Origin of the sequence: Pseudomonas sp. R1-7 (assembly GCF_051132105.1) — a bacterium.
In the GTDB taxonomy this organism is placed as follows: Bacteria; Pseudomonadota; Gammaproteobacteria; order Pseudomonadales; family Pseudomonadaceae; genus Aquipseudomonas.
Genome location: NZ_CP071661.1, coordinates 3,010,392 through 3,029,547, shown reverse-complemented (window position 1 = coordinate 3,029,547; position 19,156 = coordinate 3,010,392). Strand labels below are relative to the sequence as shown.

Here is a 19,156-nt window from a genome sequence, read left to right as displayed (position 1 = left end):
GCGGGACGTCTTCATGACATGACTCCTCTATCAGTTCAGTCCCCTGGCGGAAAACTTACCCGAATCGGTTTTCGGCAAGGCGTCCAGGAACACCCATTGGGACGGCACCATATGCCAGTCCAAACGTGCCTTGCAGTAATCGAGCAGCGCCTGCTCAGGGGTCTCGCGATGTTCAGCATCAAGCACAATGCAGGCCTTCGGCACGTGGCCGGCGGACTCGTCGGCGACCGGCACTACCAGCACCTGGGCGACCGCCGGGTGGGAGGCCAGGCATTGCTCGATTTCCCGCGGGTTGACGTTCCAGATGTTGCGAGCGAACACGTCGTCCTTGCGGGCGACATAGTAGAGGTAGCCTTCGGCGTCGAGCCTGAACAGGTCGCCGGTGCGATAGAGCCGCGAATGGCCGAAGCGATCATGGACAAACGCACTGGCATTGGCTTCAGGCATGTTCCAATACTCGAGCATCAAGAAATCGCTCGTCACTAACAGCTCGCCCACTTGTCCGGGGTGTTCAATGCGCCTGTCTTGTTCATCCATCAAGTACACGCTGACGCCGGGCAAAGGTTTACCTACCGACGTCGGCCGACGGTCGATTTCATCTGGAGGCAGGTAGCTCACACGTTTGCACTCGGTGAGCCCATAGTTCGAAAAGATTCGTACATGAGGGAGGGCTGTACGGATGCGCTGGATATGGCGCGTGTGAAGAGCCTGTCCGCTGCTGGATATGTAACGCAATTTGGCCACCCGCGCCTGCCAATGCGGGCCGGCATCGGCGAGTAGGAAAAACACGGGGGGAAAAACGTGCAGGGCGGTAACTGCCTCGCGCTCGACGACCGCGAGCACATCCTCCGCACTGCCGGCAGCTCGGCTTTCGATAACGCTGGTGGCGCCTGCGTATAGCGGCATCAGCACGTTGTAGACGCCGTAGTCGGATGCAAGGGTGGAGTAACTGAGAACTCGGTCGTCGGGGGCGTTTTGCAGATAACCGGTGACCCGATCGCAGGCAGCCAGCATGATGCGGTGATTGACGAGCACGCCCTTTGGATTGAAGGTTGACCCTGACGTGTAGAAAATCGAGGTGGGCCGTTCCAAGTCGTCCGCCAATAATGGGGCAGCCGCGTTCTTTTTATCTCGATAGGTGGCCATGATGTCGGTCAGTTGAAAAACTCCCGGCATTGCGACCTTGGATGGAATGGTAAGCAACACCCGCTCAAGCCCGGCGTCATCCATCAGGCCCTGCAGATCATCGGTACAGTCCGTGATCAACACACGGGCACCCGAATGCTTGAGCTGATGGATCAGTTTGGTACGACCCAAAGTGTGATGAGTGGCGGCGGTAATCGCCCCCGCTTGCAGCAAGCCCAGAAAAGCGGCGATTAGGTCAGCGGAGATGCGCGCGTATAGGCCGACTCGGTCCCCCGGAACGATGCCAAGCATTGGCAGCACCGAAGCGATATCGTCTGCGTGTTCTTGCAGCGCCTGGTACGAGGTCGCTTGCCCGTCCAGAATGATCGCCGGTTTCGTTGGGTATCGACTGGCGTTGTTTGCGATGACCTGATGCAAAAGCTGCATGGCTCAATATCTCCTTTCAAGCTAACTGCCGCGACGTTACTTGCGCTTTTGCGCGCACACCGAAACGTAGGTGCCCTGCCATGTATAGGGGGCAATCGGCAAGTTATCAGCGCTGCTCAGAGGCCAACTCTGCTGGTCGAAAAAATGGTTGAAAGCAAAGATGTCGAAGTTGCCCAGCCAACTATCAAAGAGTCCTTCGCTGTCTCGGATAGATAAGCCAGCTTCTTTGTCCCATCGAAAAGGCTCTCCGCTCGCCTGAAAGAAACGAGACAGATCGGATAACAGGTCGAGGAAAACATATCCGCCAGGTTTGACCGCGCCGATTATCTTGCTCATGACTTCCTGAAGTTTGTCCTCAGGGAAGAAATGCAGAACTTCGGAACATACAAGTACATCGTAGCCTTCGCGAACGGGTTCATAAGTGAGAATATCCGCTTGCTGAAAGTCAAGATCCTTTAACCATGGATTGCGCGTGCGACTCTGTACCGTGCTGTCGACCATGTCCACGCCAGTCAGGCGGTAGCCCTTGCGCGCCAGGGCCGTTAGGTTGCGGCCGTCTCCGCAGCCTAGCTCCAGTGCATCGCCGGGGCCGTCGGGAAGCCGGGATAGAAATTGTTTGAACTCCGCTCGCAACTCGCCAAACAAAGTGCCGTTGTCACAAGCGCTGTATTCATTGCTATACCACTCTTTCAGGGCAGCACTGTTGACGACCTTCATACCTTTCTCCTCCACCGCCATACGCCCGCAGACAACTGATCGGCAAACTCCGAAAAGCCCCGAGCGGAACTATAAAGTGTTAATCCGGAAGAACAAGACAAAGTAATGGACGGCGTCTGAGGCGACATATCATCATGAAAAATCCTTTTAATTATTATTAAGCGTCCGAGCTGAATGCGATTAAGAACAGGCCGTAACGAAGTGCCATATTTCATCGCGTCTGTTGGCCCTGTCAAGATGAAGGCGAGCTTTGGATCCAAAAATTTTGTCACGATCAAGTGACATAGCGCATGGTCATGACTGGTTCGCGGGCGGTTTCCTGTCAGGAATGTCAGGAAGCTGTCAGCCTCCCGACACCTTCTGCGTCTAGACTCTTCTGGTTGCCCCGCTTTCGGAGAGGAGTCACCTGATGCGCTTGCTGATTGTCGAGGACGAAGAAAAAACCTCCTCCTATGTCCACCGTGGCTTGAGCGAGCTCGGCTACATTGTCGATGTCGCGACCAACGGCATCGATGGCTTGCACTACGCGCTCGAGCTGGACTACGACGTGGTGATCCTCGATGTCATGTTGCCGGGCAAGGACGGCTACGGCGTATTGCAGGGCCTGCGCCTGCACAAGAAGACCCCGGTGATCATGTTGTCGGCCAGGGGCACGGTGGATGATCGCGTCAGGGGCTTGCGCGAAGGTGCCGATGACTACCTGGGCAAACCCTTTTCCTTTGCCGAGCTGGTGGCGCGCGTCCAGGCCTTGATCCGCCGCCGCGCCGATGACGCGGCCGATCCCACGCATTTGCGCATCGATGACCTGGAGGTCGACCTGCAGGCCCGCAAGGTGACCCGGGGCGGGCTTCGGCTGGACCTGACGGCCAAGGAGTTCTGCCTGTTGAGCCTGCTGGCGCGACACCAGGGGGAAATCCTTTCCAAATTGATGATTGCCGAACAGGTCTGGGACATGAACTTCGACAGCGACGCCAACGTGGTGGAGGTTGCGATCAAGCGCGTGCGTGCCAAGGTGGATGCGCCGTATCCGCGCAAGTTGCTGCATACCGTGCGCGGCATGGGCTATGTGCTGGAAAGCCGTGAAGCGGACGATAGGCAAGTCGGGGCGCTGTGATGAAAGGATCGATCTCCAAGCGGCTCGCCCTGATGTTTGCCCTCGCGGTGATGCTCATTACCGCAGTCAGCGCAACGCTGCTGCGCTGCTCATTGAAGCAATCGCTCGAAGACCAGATGCAAAACGAGCTGATCCTGCGGCATTCGGTTCTCGACCCGGTGCTCGCCAAATATGATTCGCCTGAATTCTGGGTCGGGCTGCGGCAGAAGCTCGACGGCTTGACGCCCGCCGACGAGCGCGTGCGCTACTGGGTCCTGGTCGACAACCCGGCCTACAGTTATGGCGGGGCGATGCCGGACGGCCAGGATTGGTCCAAGCGTCCGGATGGGTTTTCCACCGTGGCCATACCTGACCGCGATCGTCCCATGGTGCTGATGATCGAAACCATCGCTGCCATGGGCAGCCGGCCGGAGCTGCGTTTTATCGTGGGGCTCGATTCGACGCCGTTCATGAAGACTTTGGACAACTTCACCAAGACGCTGATCCTGACGTCTGCATTGGGGGTCGGGCTGGTCGCGCTGCTGGGCTATTGGATCGCGCGTTTCGGCCTGGGACCGGTGCGGCGCCTGAGCCGTCAGGCCAACAGCCTGCCGCCGGGAGATTCGAAACAACGCTTGGACACCGAGGCGCTGCCGGGGGAGTTGCAGGAACTGGCCGTGTCGTTCAATGGCGCCCTGGCTCGCCAGGAAGCCGCCTGGAGCCAGCTCGAAGGGTTCAACGCCAATGTCGCCCATGAGTTGCGCACACCCTTGACCAACCTCATCGGCCAGACCCAGGTGGCCTTGGCCCATGGTCGGGATGTGAATGAACTCCAGGACTTGCTGCAATCGAATCTCGAAGAACTGGAGCGACTGGGCGCCATCGTCAACGACATGCTATTCCTGGCGGGGGCCGAAAGCGGCCAGCGCGCAACCGAACTGAGCGATGTTTCGCTTTATGAAGAGGCGTCGAAGACGGTGGAGTACCTGGAGCCGGTCCTGCACGACAAGCAGCTGAGCGTAATAATCCAAGGCGACATGCGCGTGTGTATCGACCGGCGCCTGTTCCACCGTTCCCTGGCCAACCTGATCCAGAACGCGGCGCGATACGCGGTGCCGACCAGCACGATTACGGTGAGCCTGGTCAGGCACGGCATGCAGGCCGAGGTGAGCGTGTCCAATCCCGGCGAACCGATTGATAACGTGCACCTGCAGCGCTTGTTCGAGCGCTTCTACCGGGCCGACGCCGCCCGGGCGCGAAGTGACGCGCATCACGGCTTGGGGCTTTCCATCGTGCGGGCAGTGGCGTCCATGCACGGCGGGCGGGTATTTGCCCACAGCAAGGACGGCCTCAATACCTTCGGGTTTTCCTTGACGAGCCAGGCGGCACGCTAGCGTCACGATGACCCATCAGTCGCGAAACAGATCCCGCGAATCCAACAGCCGCCAAGCAATTTCAGGCCGCTTTTCCAACCCCCGACGGATCGCAGCCGGGATCGACTGGCGGATCTTGCGGCACAGCCCAGGCTGCTCCTGGAATTCGATGGCAATACCGCGCATCGTCCGAACCTCGTTGTAACCGGGCTCGATGGTCACTCGTACACCGAGGTTGTCATACAGCCGCTGCTGCAGCCGTTCGAGCTCGTCCAGGCTCTGGATATTTTCCAATCGCTCAAGCAGGCGCTTTTCCTCCTGGCGATTCAGGCAAAGGATGCGTAAATCGCTGCCCGGCGCTTGCAGCAACGCATCACGCCCGCAATCACAGACACCAGGCGGGCAGGGGGGACGGATCGGAATCGACGCGGTCATGGGCTCCACAAGGTCAGCGACACAACAAAACCGCCTTTGGCGTAGGGGCGACCCCGGCAATGTGATGCCTGGCGCCGCGTCGGTCAACCCTTCGGGCGGGCCGCCTGTCCGCGTGCGGGCAAGGTCCGCTCGTCAGTTTCGCCAGGATCCGATCAAATTTTCCGGCATCAGGCGTGTTCAAGAAGACAGACACGTTGCGGCCCGTTTCGTCACCTGGCCGCACCCGGAGAAAAGGAGACCCATCCGATGCAACCCAATCCGTCCACCTTGCCGCTGCTCGAAGAGTTGCTGATGGCCCGCGGGCCCGGCGGACAGGAACATGAAGTGCGCGACATTTGCCTGCGGGAGCTGGAACCGCACTGCGACCAAACCTGGATCGACCCGGCCGGCAACGTCATCGGCCTGATCAAGGGAACCCGGTCGGATACCAAGGCCAATCAACCCATCCGGATCATGGCGCACCTGGACGAGATCGCCATGCTGGTCAAACGCATCGAGCCTGACGGTACGTTGCGGGTGGTGGCCCTGGGAGGTGCCAATCCAATCAATTTCGGCGTTTGCCCAGTGGATATCCTTGGCGACCGGGATTTCATCCCAGGTGTGCTGTCGTTCGGGTCGATGCACAGCACCGGTGAAACCCATCAAGGTGCGGACGTCCTGTCGGGAAACGTCAATTGGGGTGACGTCCACGTCATCACCCGCTGCTCAAGCGAGCAATTGGAGGCCCATGGGGTACGCCCCGGCACGCGGGTGGTGTTGAGCCAGCACTGGCGGCGACCGTTCCGGGTGGGCGATGCCATCGCCGCGCATTTCCTGGATGACCGCGCGCCCATGGTCGCCACGCTCCAGGCCGCCACATTGTTGGGTGAACGCCGTAAAGAGCTGCCGGACGATGTGTATCTGGTCTTCACCACGCAAGAAGAAGAGTCCAATGCCGGCGCACTCTATGCCGCCAGTCACCTGCCCGGGGACGCCACGGTCGCAGTCGAGGTCGGCCCCGTGGTCGCGGAATACGCCACCCGATTGGGCGTCGACCCGATTATCAACACAGGCGACAAGAACGGCTGTTACCACCGTGGGATCGTCGACCAGTTGTACCAGGCCGGTAGACGCAGCGGGTTGACGCCGCAATTTGCGTTGCTTGCGGATTTTGCCAGCGACGCCAGTGCAATCATGAGCAGCGGGGTCTCGGCCCAGGGCGGTTGCATTGCGATACCGACGGAAAACACCCATGGCTATGAATTGATCGTGGAAGGAAGCATCGAGGCCTGCGCGGCAACGTTGCTGGAGTTCCTGCTGAATCGAGCCAAAGGATGAAAAAAACTGTGGGAGCCAGTGGCTCCCACAGGGTTGGGGTTACAGCCCCAGTTCCGAAAGCCCCGGGTGATCGTCGGGCCGGCGACCCAGCGGCCAGTGGAATTTACGCTCGCTTTCCTTGATCGGCATGTCGTTGATGCAGGCGTAGCGATTGCGCATCAGGCCGTTTTCATCGAATTCCCAGTTCTCATTGCCATAGGAACGGAACCAGTTACCCGAGTCGTCGTGCCATTCATAGGCATAACGCACGGCAATGCGGTTGTCAGTGAAGGCCCAGAGCTCCTTGATCAGGCGATAATCCAGCTCTTTGGCCCATTTGCGGGTCAGGAACGCCTTGGCTTCTTCCCGGCTATGGGCGAACTCGGCGCGGTTACGCCATTGAGTGTCGAGGGTGTAGGCCAGCGACACTTTTTGCGGATCACGAGAGTTCCAGCCGTCTTCGGCCAGGCGAACTTTCTCGATGGCCGACTCACGGGTGAACGGCGGCAGCGGTGGGCGAACTTCGGCAGCGGACGACATGGTTATCTCCAGATCATGAATGATGAGTGCATTACGGTCTTACAGGCGGTCTTGCGGGTGCGGGTATTGCTTATTTAATCGCTAGCAAAGCCTTCAGCACGTCCTGGGCCTGATCGGCAGCGTCGTGGTCGCCCATGACCAACGCGAGGGTGATCGCGCCGTCAATCAAGATAAGTAGCTGTCGGCCAAGTACCTCCGGTTGCTCCACGCCTTGCTCGGTACACAAGCGCGTCACATAGTCGAGCAACTTCTGTTTGTGCAGCTTTGCCACTTGGCGGACAGGATCCTGCGGATCGCCGGTTTCGCCGCTGGTGTTGATGAAAGCACACCCGCGAAAGCCGTCGCTCTGGAACCAGCCCTTGAGCACGGGAAACAGGTTGAGCAGTCGTGCGAGCGGTGTTGGCGCCTTGTCCACCTCGCTGCTGAACCACTGCATCCAGCGCTCGTCACGGCGCTTGAGTGCAGCGACCACCAGTTCCTCCTTGTTCGCGAAGTAGCGATAGATACTTTTCCGGGAGACGCCGGCGGTTTTCACCAGGAGATCCATTCCGGTGGCGGCGATACCACTTTTGTAGATCAACTTTTCGGCGACATCGAGGATGATGTCTTGTGTGTCATTGCGTGTGATTTCGTTCATGCGAAAGACAGTAGAACGATCATTCTTCTTGGTCAAATGTTTTTTTCGTCACGACGGGGAGACCCAAGCCGCGCATCATGGTGTAAGCTCATTGGCTCTTCGGATTCGACCTTTTGCGAGCCCTATGCCGTCGCTTTTCAAACGCTCCCTGCTGCCCAAGCTGCGCAGCTTTCCACTCACCGCCGAGGCCGTGACCATTCTCGACGGTGCCGCCGAATTTCGCCGTTGCCTGCTGGAGAAGATCGCCCAGGCCACCCAGCGTATCTACATCGTCGCCCTCTACCTGCAAGAGGACGAGGCGGGCCAGGAAATCCTCGATGCCTTGCATGCCGCCAAAACCGCGCGCCCCGAACTGGACATCGCGGTGGTGGTGGACTGGTTGCGAGCCCAGCGCGGGCTGATCGGTGCCAAGAAACAGCCGGGCAATTCGGCGTGGTACCAGCAACAGACCCGCACCCATGCCAGCGAAGTGCCGATCTATGGCGTGCCGGTGCAGACCCGCGAGCTATTCGGCGTACTGCATTTGAAAGGCTTCGTGATCGATGACGCTGTGCTCTACAGCGGCGCGAGCCTGAACAACGTCTACCTGCACAAATTCGACAAGTACCGCTACGACCGATATCACCTTCTGCGGAACGCTGCGCTGGCCGATTCGATGCATCATCTGGTGCAGCACGGCCTGATCGCCTCCAGGGCCGTGCATCGCCTCGACCTGCCGAACCTGCCCAGCACGCGCAGCTTGCGCAAGGACATCGGCGACTTGCGCAGTCGCCTCAAGTACGCAGCGTATGACACGACGGCGGGCAGCCTCGATAAGAACGGCTTGTCGGTGAGCCCCTTGCTGGGCGTCGGCAAGAACAACCCGCTGAGCAAGGTGATCGGCGAATTGATCGCCAGCAGCCGCAAGCAGCTGACCATCTGCACGCCGTATTTCAACCTGCCGTTGGCCGTGACCCGGGAAATCAACCGCGCCCTGGCCCGCGGCGTGCGGATCGACATCATCGTGGGCGACAAGACCGCCAACGATTTTTATATCCCGCCGAGCGAGCCGTTCAAGATCATTGCGGCATTGCCCTATCTGTACGAAATCAGCCTGCGTCGCTTTGCCAAGCGGCATCAGCGCTACATCGACAGCGGCCAGTTGAACCTGCACCTGTGGCGTGACGGCGACAACACCTATCACCTCAAGGGCATGTGGGTCGACGAGCGCTACACCTTGCTCACTGGCAACAACCTCAATCCACGGGCGTTTCGCCTGGACCTGGAAAATGCCCTGTTGCTCGACGACCCCAAGGGCGAGTTGTCGGGACCGCGCCAGGCCGAGCTCGAACAGATTTATCGGCACACCCAGCGGATCGAACGCTACCTGGACCTGGAAACATTGCCGGATTACCCGGCAGCCGTGGCCAAGTTCCTCAAACGCGTCAGCCGGGTGCGAATAGAGCGTCTGCTTTACCGGATCCTGTGAAAACCCGGGTCATGACGGAAAAAGACACCATCTCGGTCCAGCTGGTGCGCGAAGCGCTGCTGCAGAGCTGTTCCCCGGGCGCGGCTACCGACGAGGTGCTGCGCAAAGTCGGCATCGACCCGGCGTTGCTCGACGATGCCCAGGCGCGGGTCCCGGCCCACGCCTATGCGCAGCTGTGGCGCCTGCTGGCGAGGCGCCGGGATGACGAGTTTTTCGGCATGGACCCGCGCAAGCTCAAGTCCGGCAGCCTGGCCTTTCTCTGTCGTTGCGCGATGGCTCAACCGACGTTGGCGGCCGGGCTGACGGCGGGGCTGGGTTTCCTCTCGCTGATGCTTGAACATTTGCCGGCGCAATGGGTTCGCCAGCAAAGCCTGGCGGAAATCGTCCTGCTTGAAGATGACCAGGAACCACGGCGCGCTTTTACCTATTTCACCTATTGGATGATCGTGCATGGCGTGGCCTGCTGGCTGGCCGGACGGCGAATCCCGATCCTGTCCGTGGAGTTGCGCTGCCCGCAGCCGGACTTCTGCGATGATTACCGCGTCATGTTCTCCCAGAACCTGCGCTTCGACCGGCCCCGTACGCGGATGATTTTTTCCGCTGACTGCCTGGACTTGCCTATCCGGCGCACGCCTGAGGAGCTCAAGCGTTTCCTGGCGCAGGCGCCTGCGAACATCCTGGTCAAATACCGCGACCCGCAAAGCCTCGCCAGTCGTATCCGGCATGATTTGCGTCAGTTGCCCGCCGATCAGTGGCCGGAAACCGAGGCCCTGGCCCAGCGGCTGTGCGTTTCTGCCTCGACGCTGCGCCGGCGGCTGGCGGAGGAGGGGCAAACCTACCAGGCGCTCAAGGATGGTGTGCGCAAGGAGCTGGCGATTGCCTGGCTGGCCGAACCCTCCATCAGCTTCGTGGAGATTGCCTCGCGCCTGGGGTTTTCCGACGCCAGTTCATTCTACAAGGCGTTTCGCAAATGGTCCGGGTCCAATCCCGGTCACTATCGCAGTTTGATCCTCAACGAGGCTGGCTGACGCCATCGCGAGCAGCCAATGCCTACTTTGGTCCATGGCCAAACCAGTCAAGCAACTTGAGGGTTTTGACCATTGCCGCGCGGGCACTTCGGCGCGAGTATTTGCCTGCTATTCACGGTTCCCCCACCAATAAAAAGTACAGAGGGATTCTGGTCATGCGCGATTACTCGTCCGCCACGTCGCAGTTCGATTACCTGCACACCGTCAATGCCGCGTTGCACGGCACGCTCGAAGCGCTCAATGCCTGCGTCGAATGCTGCGACCGGCACGCCTTGCCGGGGCGCATCGCCTTGTTCTGGGAGGGCCGTGACGGCAGTGACGCGACCTGGACTTACCGTGACCTGCAGGACAACGCGGCGCGCTTCGCCAATTTCCTGCGCGCCCAAGGTGTCGGCAAGGGCGACAAGGTCGCTGGCCTGTTGCCGCGCACTGCGGAGTTGCTGATCGTGGTGCTCGCCACGTGGCGCATCGGCGCGGTGTACCAGCCGCTGTTTACCGCATTCGGTCCCAAGGCTATCGAACATCGCCTCGGCAGCTCCGGCGCACGGGTCGTGGTCACCGACGCCACCAACCGCCCCAAACTCGACGAAGTGGCCGATTGTCCCACCGTCGTTACGGTCGGCGGCGAAAAGGGGCAGGGCATCGTTCGTGGCGATTTCAGCTTCTGGGCCGAGGTTGCCAACCATTCCAGCCACTGCGAGCCAGTGATGCTGACCGGCGAGGATCCGTTCCTGCTGATGTTCACCTCTGGCACGACCGGACCGGCCAAGGCACTGTCGGTGCCGCTCAAGGCCATCGTCGCGTTCCAGAGCTACATGCGCGACGCCGTGGACCTGCGCCCTGAAGACGCCTTTTGGAACGTTGCCGATCCCGGCTGGGCCTACGGCATCTATTTCGGCGTGACCGGGCCTTTGGCGATGGGGCATCCGATCACGTTCTACGACGGCCCGTTCACCCTGGACAGCACCTGCCGGGTCATCAATAAATACGGCATCACCAACCTGGCGGGTTCGCCCACCGCGTATCGCTTGCTGATTGCCGGCGGCGACCAGTTCGCCCGGTCGATCAAGGGCAAGCTGCGTATCGTCAGCAGCGCCGGCGAGCCGCTGAACCCGGAAGTGATTCGCTGGTTTGCCGACAACCTGGAGGTGGTGATCCACGACCATTACGGCCAGACCGAGCTGGGCATGGTGCTGTGCAATCACCACGGTCTCGACCATCCGGTGCACCAGGGTGCGGCAGGTTTCGCTTCGCCGGGCCACCGGATCGTGGTGCTGGATGAAAACCATCAGGAACTCGGTGTCGGTCAGCCGGGCATTCTTGCCGTCGACCGCAGCCAATCGCCGATGTGCTGGTTCGCCGGTTACCAGGGCGGGCCGACCAAGGCCTTCGTCGGCGATTATTACCTGAGCGGCGACACCGTTGAATTCAATCCGGACGGGAGCATCAGCTTCGTCGGGCGCAGCGATGACGTGATCACCACGTCCGGCTATCGCGTTGGCCCGTTCGACGTCGAAAGCGCGCTGATCGAGCACCCGGCGGTGGTCGAGGCCGCCGTGGTCGGCAAGCCCGATCCGGAGCGTACCGAGCTGGTAAAAGCCTTCGTGGTGCTCAGCGCCCAGTACCGCGCCGCGCCAGAGCTGGCCGAAGAACTGCGCCAGCACGTGCGCAAGCGCCTGGCGGCCCATGCCTATCCCCGTGAAATCGAATTTGTCAGCGACTTGCCGAAAACCCCGAGCGGCAAGTTGCAGCGCTTTATCTTGCGCAATCAGGAAATCGCCAAGGCCCAAGAAGCCGCGGCGCAGAACGTTTCAGCTTGAATCCAAGGAAACCATGATGCAGATCGACAATAAGATTTTCCTCGTCAGCGGTGGCGCTTCCGGCCTCGGCGCTGCCACCGGTGAGATGCTGGTCAAGGCTGGCGCCAAGGTGATGCTGGTGGACCTCAATGCCGACGCCGTGGCTGCCCAGGCACAAAAGCTTGGCTGCCAGAGCGTGGTCGCGGACATCAGCAACGAAGCGGCGGCCGAAGCCGCGGTCAAGGCTGCAGTCGATGCATTCGGTGGCCTCAATGGCTTGGTGAACTGCGCGGGCATCGTGCGCGGCGAGAAGATCCTCGGCAAGAACGGTCCTCACGCCCTCGCCAGTTTCAGCCAAGTGATCAACGTCAACCTGATCGGCAGTTTCAACCTGTTGCGCCTGGCCGCTGCGGCCATTGCCGAAACTGAGGCCAACGCCGATGGCGAGCGCGGTGTGATCATCAATACCGCGTCGGTAGCGGCCTTCGACGGCCAGATCGGCCAGGCCGCCTACTCGGCGTCCAAGGGCGCGATCGCCAGCCTGACCCTGCCTGCCGCCCGTGAACTGGCGCGTTTCGGCATCCGCGTGATGACCATCGCCCCCGGCATCTTCGAAACCCCGATGATGGCCGGCATGACCCCTGAAGTGCGCGATTCCCTGGCCGCCGGCGTGCCGTTCCCGCCGCGCCTGGGCAAACCCGCCGAGTACGCGGCGCTGGTCCGGCATATCATTGAAAACAGCATGCTCAACGGCGAGGTGATCCGTCTCGACGGCGCCTTGCGCATGGCCGCCAAATAGGAGGATTTGTCATGTCCCACGATCCGATTGTCATCGTCAGCGCCGTCCGCACCCCGATGGGCGGTTTCCAGGGCGAACTCAAAAGCCTGACCGCGCCGCAGCTGGGTTCCGCCGCCATCAAGGCCGCCGTCGAGCGTGCCGGCATCGCGTCCGGCGCGGTCGAAGAAGTGCTGTTCGGTTGCGTGCTCGCCGCCGGGCAAGGCCAGGCGCCGGCACGGCAGGCAGCGCTGGGCGCCGGGCTCGATAAATCGACCCGTTGCACCACGCTGAACAAGATGTGTGGATCGGGCATGGAAGCGGCGATCCTGGCCCATGACATGCTCATCGCCGGCAGCGCCGATGTCGTGGTCGCGGGTGGCATGGAAAGCATGTCCAACGCCCCGTATCTTCTGGATCGCGCCCGCAGCGGTTTGCGCATGGGCCATGGCAAGGTCCTGGACCACATGTTCCTCGACGGCCTCGAAGACGCCTACGACAAGGGACGCCTGATGGGCACCTTTGCCGAGGACTGCGCCGAGGCCAACGGCTACAGCCGCGAGGCCCAGGATGCCTTCGCCATCGCGTCTACCACCCGCGCCCAACAGGCAATCCAGGACGGCAGTTTCGATGCCGAAATCGTGCCGGTGCAGGTCATGGTTGGCAAGGAACAGGTCACCGTTCGCCACGACGAGCAACCGCCCAAGGCTCGCATCGACAAGATCCCCACGCTCAAGCCTGCCTTTCGCGACGGCGGCACGGTGACGGCGGCCAACGCCAGTTCGATTTCCGACGGCGCCGCGGCCCTGGTGATGATGCGCCAGAGCCAGGCGCAACAGCGCGGGTTGAAACCCTTGGCGGTGATTCATGGCCATGCGGCGTTTGCCGATGCCCCGGGGCTGTTCCCCACGGCACCGATCGGCGCGGTCAAGAAGCTGATGGACAGGACCGGCTGGTCGCTTGGGGACGTCGATCTGTTCGAAGTCAACGAAGCCTTCGCCGTGGTAGCGCTGGTGACCATGGACAAGCTGGAAATCCCCCATGACAAAGTCAACATCCATGGCGGTGCCTGCGCCCTGGGCCATCCGATTGGTGCGTCCGGCGCACGCATCCTGGTGACCTTGCTGTCGGCCCTGCGCCAGAAAGGCCTCAAGCGCGGCGTCGCGGCCATCTGCATCGGCGGCGGCGAAGCCACGGCCATGGCCGTTGAATGCCTGTATTAAGGAATGCCCATGCTCCCGACTGAAGAACAGACGCAGATCCGCGACATGGCCCGACAGTTCGCCCAGGAACGTTTGAAACCGTTCTCGGCCGAGTGGGATCGTGAGCACCGTTTTCCCAAGGAAGCGATCGGAGAAATGGCCGAGCTCGGCTTTTTCGGGATGCTGGTGCCCGAACAGTGGGGTGGTTGTGATACCGGTTACCTGGCCTACGCGATGACACTGGAAGAAATCGCCGCCGGCGATGGCGCATGCTCGACCATCATGAGCGTGCATAACTCGGTGGGTTGCGTGCCGATCCTCAAGTTCGGCAACGATGAACAGAAGGCCAGGTTCCTCACGCCACTGGCCGGCGGCACGATGCTCGGCGCCTTCGCTTTGACCGAGCCCCAGGCCGGCTCCGATGCCAGCAGCCTGAAGACGCGGGCGCGGCTCGAGGGCGATCATTATGTGCTCAACGGCAGCAAGCAGTTCATCACGTCCGGGCAGAACGCCGGTGTGGTCATTGTCTTTGCGGTCACCGATCCGGGCGCCGGCAAGCGCGGCATCAGCGCGTTCATCGTGCCCACCGACTCACCGGGCTACAGCGTGGCACGGGTTGAAGACAAACTCGGCCAGCATGCCTCCGATACCTGTCAGATAATTTTCGAAGACGTGAAGGTCCCGGTGGCCAATCGACTGGGAGAAGAGGGCGAGGGCTACAAGATCGCCCTGGCGAACCTGGAAGGTGGACGCGTCGGCATCGCGGCGCAATCGGTGGGCATGGCTCGCGCCGCGTTCGAAGCGGCTCGTGATTATGCCCGCGAGCGCCAGAGCTTCGGCAAACCAATCATCGAGCACCAGGCCGTGGCGTTCCGCCTGGCCGACATGGCGACCCAGATCGCCGTGGCGCGGCAGATGGTTCTTCATGCCGCCGCGCTACGGGACGACGGCCAGCCTGCACTGGTGGAAGCGTCCATGGCCAAGCTGTTCGCCTCGGAAATGGCCGAGAAGGTTTGCTCCATGGCGTTGCAAACCTTGGGCGGTTACGGTTATCTCAACGATTTCCCGCTCGAGCGCATCTACCGCGACGTGCGGGTCTGCCAGATCTACGAAGGCACCAGTGATATTCAGCGCATGGTTATTTCGCGCAATCTTTGAACAGGAGTCCTGCATGAATTACAAAACGATTTTATTGGAGATCAAGGACCGCGTCGGCCTGATCACGTTGAACCGTCCCGAGGCGCTGAACGCCCTCAATGCGCAGATCGTCAGCGAGCTGAACCAGGCGCTGGACCGCCTGGAAGCCGACCCGAAAATCGGTTGCATCGTGCTGACCGGCTCGAAAAAAGCCTTCGCCGCCGGCGCCGACATCAAGGAAATGGCCGAGCTGACCTACCCGCAGATCTACCTGGATGACCTGTTCAGCGACAGCGACCGTGTTGCCAATCGCCGCAAGCCAATCATCGCGGCAGTGAACGGTTTTGCCTTGGGCGGCGGATGTGAATTGGCCTTGATGTGCGATTTCATCCTGGCCGGCGACAACGCCAAGTTCGGCCAGCCGGAAATCAACCTCGGCGTGTTGCCGGGCATGGGCGGCACCCAGCGCCTGACCCGCGCGGTGGGCAAGGCCAAGGCGATGGAAATGTGCCTGACCGGGCGCTTCATCGATGCGGTTGAAGCCGAGCGTTGCGGCATCGTCGCGCGCATCGTGCCGGCTGATGAACTGCTGGACGAAGCACTGAAAACCGCAGCGCTGATAGCCTCCAAATCGGTGCCCATCAGCATGATGGTCAAGGAATCGGTCAACCGCGCCTTCGAAGTCAGCCTGTCCGAAGGTGTGCGCTTCGAACGCCGGGTATTCCACGCCGCGTTTGCGACCCTGGACCAGAAGGAAGGCATGGCCGCGTTCGTGGCCAAGCGTGCCGCAGAGTTTCAGGATAAGTAATGCAGCGCCAGCACTGAAGCTTTCGCGAGCAAGCTCGCTCCCACAGTGGAGTTGAGGTGTACGGGCCACTGTGTACACCACCAAACCCTGTGGGAGCGAGCTTGCTCGCGATGCTTTTCGTGCAATTACATCGGGTAGTGCTTCAGTTCCCGGGCAATCACCATCCGCTGTATCTCGCTCGACCCCTCATAGATCTGAGTAATGCGCGCATCCCGGTAGTAGCGCTCCACCGGATAATCCTCCAGATACCCATAACCCCCATGGATCTGTATCGCCGAGGAGCAGACTTTCTCCGCCATTTCCGATGCAAACAGCTTGGCTTGCGACGCTTCCGATAGGCATGGTTTGCCAGCGCTGCGCAGGCGCGCGGCATGGAGAATCAGCAGGCGAGCGGCGTTCAGGCGGGTGTGCATGTCGGCGAGCAGGTTGGCGATGCTCTGGTGCTCGATGATCGGCTTGTCGAACTGTACGCGATCGCGGGAGTAGGCCAGGGCCGCTTCGAACGCCGCGCGGGCAATGCCGAGTGCCTGGGCGGCGATGCCGATGCGGCCGCCTTCGAGGTTGGAGAGCGCGATGGCCAGGCCTTTGCCCCTGGCGCCCAGCAGATTGGCCTCGGGGACGGTGCAGTTGCTCAATGTCACTGCACAGGTGTCCGAGGCGCGAATGCCCATTTTGTGTTCGGAGCGATCGACGTTGAAACCTTGGGTGTCCGTCGGCACCAGGAAAGCCGAGATGCCTTTCTTGCCCAGGTCCGGGTCGGTGACGGCGAACACAATCGCCAGTTTCGCCCGTTTGCCATTGCTGACGAACTGCTTGGCGCCGTTGATCACCCACTGGCCGTCCCGCAGCTCGGCGCGGGTGCGCAGGTTGTGCGCTTCGGAGCCGGCCTGGGGTTCGGTCAGGCAGAAGCAGCCAATCGCCTGGCCGCTGGCAAGGTCCGCCAGCCAGGTCTGTTTCTGTTCGTCGGTGCCGAAATTGAGCACCGGTCCGCACCCCACCGAGTTGTGGATGCTCATCAACGCCCCCGTGGCACCGTCGCCCGCGGAGATTTCTTCCACGGCGAGGGCGTAGGCCACGTAATCGACATAGGTGCCGCCCCATTCTTCGGGAACGACCATGCCCAGCAGGCCCAATTCGCCCATCTTCGCCACCAGGCCATCGTCGATCCAGCCGGCTTTCTCCCAGGCTTGAGCGTGGGGCGCGATTTCACCGCGGGCGAAATCACGGGCCATGTCGCGGATCATCACTTGTTCTTCGGTCAGCTCAAGGTCTTGCATGTTCTAGTTCCCGTGGTAGTCGAGGCCGTCGAAGAAACTCGCCACGCGTGCGGCGTCCAGCGCCTCCAGGGTCGGCGGATTCCAGCGCGGGCTCTTGTCTTTATCGATCAGCAAGGCGCGCACGCCTTCGATCAGGTCACCGCGCTCGAACCATTGGCGGTCCAGGTGCAGCTCGAGGTCGAAGCAGTCTTCCAGGCTCAGGTGGCGACCGCGGCGCAACATCTCCAGGGTCACCGCCATGGCCAACGGCGAGCGGGTATCCAGCAGGTCGGCGGTCTCGAGCGCCCATTCATGGCTGTTGGCAACCGTGACCTGGCGCAACTGCTCGACCATGCTCGGCACATCGGGCAGGGCGAAGAAATGGTCGATAGCGGGCCGCAGATCGGCCAGGGGCGGGGCAGGGAGTTGTTGGACCGCTATTTTCGCCAGCAGGCTTTGCAGATCCTTGAGAGGCGTGTCGCGCCACTCCAGGCGATCGAGGCGTTCATCGAGCTGGGCGAGCTTGCGGCTATCGAGGTACCAATCGGCGAGTCCGCAGTACAACGCGTCCGCGGCGCGGATATGCACGCCACTCACGCCCAGATAGATGCCCAGCTCGCCGGGAATGCGCGGGAGGAAATAACTGCCGCCCACGTCCGGGAAATAACCGATGGATACCTCGGGCATGCCCAGGCGGGTGCGTTCGGTCACCACCCGCAGGTCGGCGCCTTGCGCCAGGCCCATGCCACCGCCGAGCACGAAGCCGTCCATCAGGGCCAGAATCGGCTTGCGGTAGTGGTGGATCGTCAAGTCGAGGGCATATTCCTCGACGAAGAAGTCTTCATGCAGGGTGTCGCCCTGCTTGTGGCTGTCGTACAGCGAGCGGATATCACCGCCGGCGCAGAACGCCTTGCCGCCGGCACCGCGCAGGGCCACCGCACGAATCTGCGCGTCCTGCGCCCAGGCATCGAGTTGCTGCTGCATGCTGCGCACCATGCCCAAGGTGAGGGCATTGAGGCCGGCGGGGCGGTTCAGGGTCAAGTGGCCAATATGGTTGCGGACGTCGACCAGCACCTCGTATGGCGCGGTTTCCACGCTGCCCGCAGCTTGGGATGAAACCTGAGCTGTCATCGCTAACTCCCTGCTTTTGTTGTTATTTATGAATAACGTAGCGCGTACCCGGTCGGGATCGTAACAGTGCAAATTTGCATTGCACAACCGGGATACGTGCAGGTCCTGTCTGCATATTTATAGCAGCCACAGGCTCAGCCGCGACCCGACAGCACCTCCGTGATGCTGCGGCGCTTGGCATGACGCTCGCTGGCGTGGATCAATTGCTCGAGATCTTCAGGGGTTACGTCGAAAAATGCTTCCATTTCCTCAAGTGCCGATTTCAAGTCGGCGGCGGTAATGGCCTGGCGATCCACGGGTGGATGGTCCGCCGGGATGACGGCGACCGGCTCGCTGGCGCGCTTGGGATAGCGCACGCGCGTCAGGTTGTTGTACGCCAACGCAAAGGCGAGCAGGCCAGAACCGGCGAGCATTGCGGCGCCAACCGCCTGCCAGTCCAAGGCGACAATTGATGCATCCGCCAGCACCAGCGTGGCCGCCAGGGCACCCGCCGGTGGATGCAGGCAACGCAGCCAGCACATCAACACGAGCGCCATGCCGGCCGCCAGGCAAGCGCTGCCCAGCGTGCGGCCCAATACATGGGCGACCAGCAACGCGACGACCGACGCACACAGGTATCCGCCGAAGATTGACCAGGGTTGAGCCAAGGCGCCCGACGACACGGCGAACAACAAGACTGCCGAGGCCCCAAGCGGGCCGATCAGGTGCTGGGCCACCTCAAGGCCGAACACCTGGCCACAGAGCCAGACACTGAACATTGTTCCCAGGGCCATGCCGATTGCGGCACGGCTCCATTCGGTGGGACGGGTATTGATAGCAGCGGGGAACCAGCGAGAAAGCATGAAGCAGACATCCAAAAAACGAACAAAAAAATGGGCTTACGGGAGAG

The 19,156-nt window shown here is 61.3% G+C and carries 18 protein-coding genes; 10 read left to right on the top strand and 8 right to left on the bottom strand.

Annotation, left to right across the window (positions count from 1 at the left end):
* Positions 1–30 precede the first annotated feature (30 nt).
* Together J3P79_RS13600 and J3P79_RS13595 are read right to left on the bottom strand one after the other, a co-directional pair.
* On the bottom strand, positions 31–1,572 hold the full coding sequence (locus tag J3P79_RS13600; protein WP_434603210.1) for a class I adenylate-forming enzyme family protein: 1,542 nt from the start codon (positions 1,570–1,572) through the stop codon (positions 31–33).
* A gap of 36 nt (positions 1,573–1,608) precedes the next feature.
* Complete coding sequence (locus tag J3P79_RS13595) at positions 1,609–2,289, bottom strand: class I SAM-dependent methyltransferase (RefSeq protein WP_434603208.1); 681 nt, start codon at positions 2,287–2,289, stop codon at positions 1,609–1,611.
* Between the two features lie 409 nt (positions 2,290–2,698).
* Here J3P79_RS13595 and J3P79_RS13590 point away from each other — a divergent pair, with 409 nt between their 5' ends.
* Together J3P79_RS13590 and J3P79_RS13585 are read left to right on the top strand one after the other, a co-directional pair.
* A complete protein-coding gene (locus J3P79_RS13590; protein WP_039588550.1) occupies positions 2,699–3,403 on the top strand; it encodes a heavy metal response regulator transcription factor in 705 nt (234 codons plus the stop codon).
* Positions 3,403–4,776 carry a heavy metal sensor histidine kinase gene (locus J3P79_RS13585; protein WP_434603206.1) on the top strand — a complete coding sequence of 458 codons (1,374 nt, stop codon included), beginning with the start codon at positions 3,403–3,405 and terminating at the stop codon, positions 4,774–4,776. The genes J3P79_RS13590 and J3P79_RS13585 overlap by 1 nt, the downstream gene beginning before the upstream one ends.
* A gap of 15 nt (positions 4,777–4,791) precedes the next feature.
* On the opposite strand, the gene J3P79_RS13580 is transcribed toward J3P79_RS13585, so the two are convergent.
* Complete coding sequence (locus tag J3P79_RS13580; RefSeq protein WP_434603204.1) at positions 4,792–5,190, bottom strand: hypothetical protein; 399 nt, start codon at positions 5,188–5,190, stop codon at positions 4,792–4,794.
* 246 nt (positions 5,191–5,436) lie between these two features.
* On the opposite strand from J3P79_RS13580, the gene J3P79_RS13575 reads away from it, so the two are divergent.
* A complete protein-coding gene (locus J3P79_RS13575; protein WP_434603202.1) occupies positions 5,437–6,507 on the top strand; it encodes a M42 family metallopeptidase in 1,071 nt (356 codons plus the stop codon).
* A 39-nt stretch (positions 6,508–6,546) separates the two neighbouring features.
* Here J3P79_RS13575 and J3P79_RS13570 read toward each other — a convergent pair whose 3' ends face one another.
* Positions 6,547–7,026, bottom strand: coding sequence for a DUF1348 family protein (locus tag J3P79_RS13570; RefSeq protein ID WP_434603200.1), 480 nt, complete (start codon positions 7,024–7,026; stop codon positions 6,547–6,549).
* A 70-nt stretch (positions 7,027–7,096) separates the two neighbouring features.
* The gene (locus tag J3P79_RS13565) at positions 7,097–7,663 is read right to left on the bottom strand and encodes a TetR/AcrR family transcriptional regulator (protein WP_434603198.1); all 567 of its coding nucleotides are present in this window, start codon (positions 7,661–7,663) and stop codon (positions 7,097–7,099) included.
* A 124-nt stretch (positions 7,664–7,787) separates the two neighbouring features.
* On the opposite strand from J3P79_RS13565, the gene pssA reads away from it, so the two are divergent.
* The 7 genes from pssA to J3P79_RS13530 all read left to right on the top strand — a co-directional run bounded on the left by pssA (position 7,788) and on the right by J3P79_RS13530 (position 15,880).
* Positions 7,788–9,131 (top strand): CDP-diacylglycerol--serine O-phosphatidyltransferase, encoded by a 1,344-nt coding sequence (gene pssA, locus J3P79_RS13560; RefSeq protein WP_434603196.1) that lies wholly within the window; start codon positions 7,788–7,790, stop codon positions 9,129–9,131.
* 11 nt (positions 9,132–9,142) lie between these two features.
* Complete coding sequence (locus J3P79_RS13555; RefSeq protein ID WP_434603194.1) at positions 9,143–10,159, top strand: AraC family transcriptional regulator; 1,017 nt, start codon at positions 9,143–9,145, stop codon at positions 10,157–10,159.
* A 155-nt stretch (positions 10,160–10,314) separates the two neighbouring features.
* Entirely contained in the window at positions 10,315–11,979 is a 1,665-nt protein-coding gene (locus J3P79_RS13550) for an AMP-binding protein (protein ID WP_434603192.1), read from the top strand.
* Between the two features lie 16 nt (positions 11,980–11,995).
* Positions 11,996–12,757, top strand: a complete 762-nt coding sequence (locus tag J3P79_RS13545) for an SDR family NAD(P)-dependent oxidoreductase (RefSeq protein WP_039588542.1) — start codon at positions 11,996–11,998, stop codon at positions 12,755–12,757.
* Between the two features lie 11 nt (positions 12,758–12,768).
* The gene (locus tag J3P79_RS13540; protein WP_434603190.1) at positions 12,769–13,956 is read left to right on the top strand and encodes an acetyl-CoA C-acyltransferase; all 1,188 of its coding nucleotides are present in this window, start codon (positions 12,769–12,771) and stop codon (positions 13,954–13,956) included.
* Positions 13,957–13,965: 9 nt separating this feature from the next.
* Positions 13,966–15,093, top strand: coding sequence for an acyl-CoA dehydrogenase (locus tag J3P79_RS13535; RefSeq protein WP_434603188.1), 1,128 nt, complete (start codon positions 13,966–13,968; stop codon positions 15,091–15,093).
* Between the two features lie 13 nt (positions 15,094–15,106).
* A complete protein-coding gene (locus J3P79_RS13530; RefSeq protein ID WP_434603186.1) occupies positions 15,107–15,880 on the top strand; it encodes an enoyl-CoA hydratase in 774 nt (257 codons plus the stop codon).
* Between the two features lie 125 nt (positions 15,881–16,005).
* Here the strand turns inward: J3P79_RS13530 and J3P79_RS13525 are convergent, their stop codons facing one another.
* The 3 genes from J3P79_RS13525 to J3P79_RS13515 form a co-directional block, all read right to left on the bottom strand.
* Positions 16,006–17,157 carry an acyl-CoA dehydrogenase family protein gene (locus tag J3P79_RS13525; RefSeq protein ID WP_434603184.1) on the bottom strand — a complete coding sequence of 384 codons (1,152 nt, stop codon included), beginning with the start codon at positions 17,155–17,157 and terminating at the stop codon, positions 16,006–16,008.
* 3 nt (positions 17,158–17,160) lie between these two features.
* Complete coding sequence (locus J3P79_RS13520; protein WP_434603182.1) at positions 17,161–18,267, bottom strand: enoyl-CoA hydratase/isomerase family protein; 1,107 nt, start codon at positions 18,265–18,267, stop codon at positions 17,161–17,163.
* Positions 18,268–18,401: 134 nt separating this feature from the next.
* Positions 18,402–19,109 carry an HPP family protein gene (locus J3P79_RS13515; protein WP_434603180.1) on the bottom strand — a complete coding sequence of 236 codons (708 nt, stop codon included), beginning with the start codon at positions 19,107–19,109 and terminating at the stop codon, positions 18,402–18,404.
* Between the last annotated feature and the right edge of the window lie 47 nt (positions 19,110–19,156).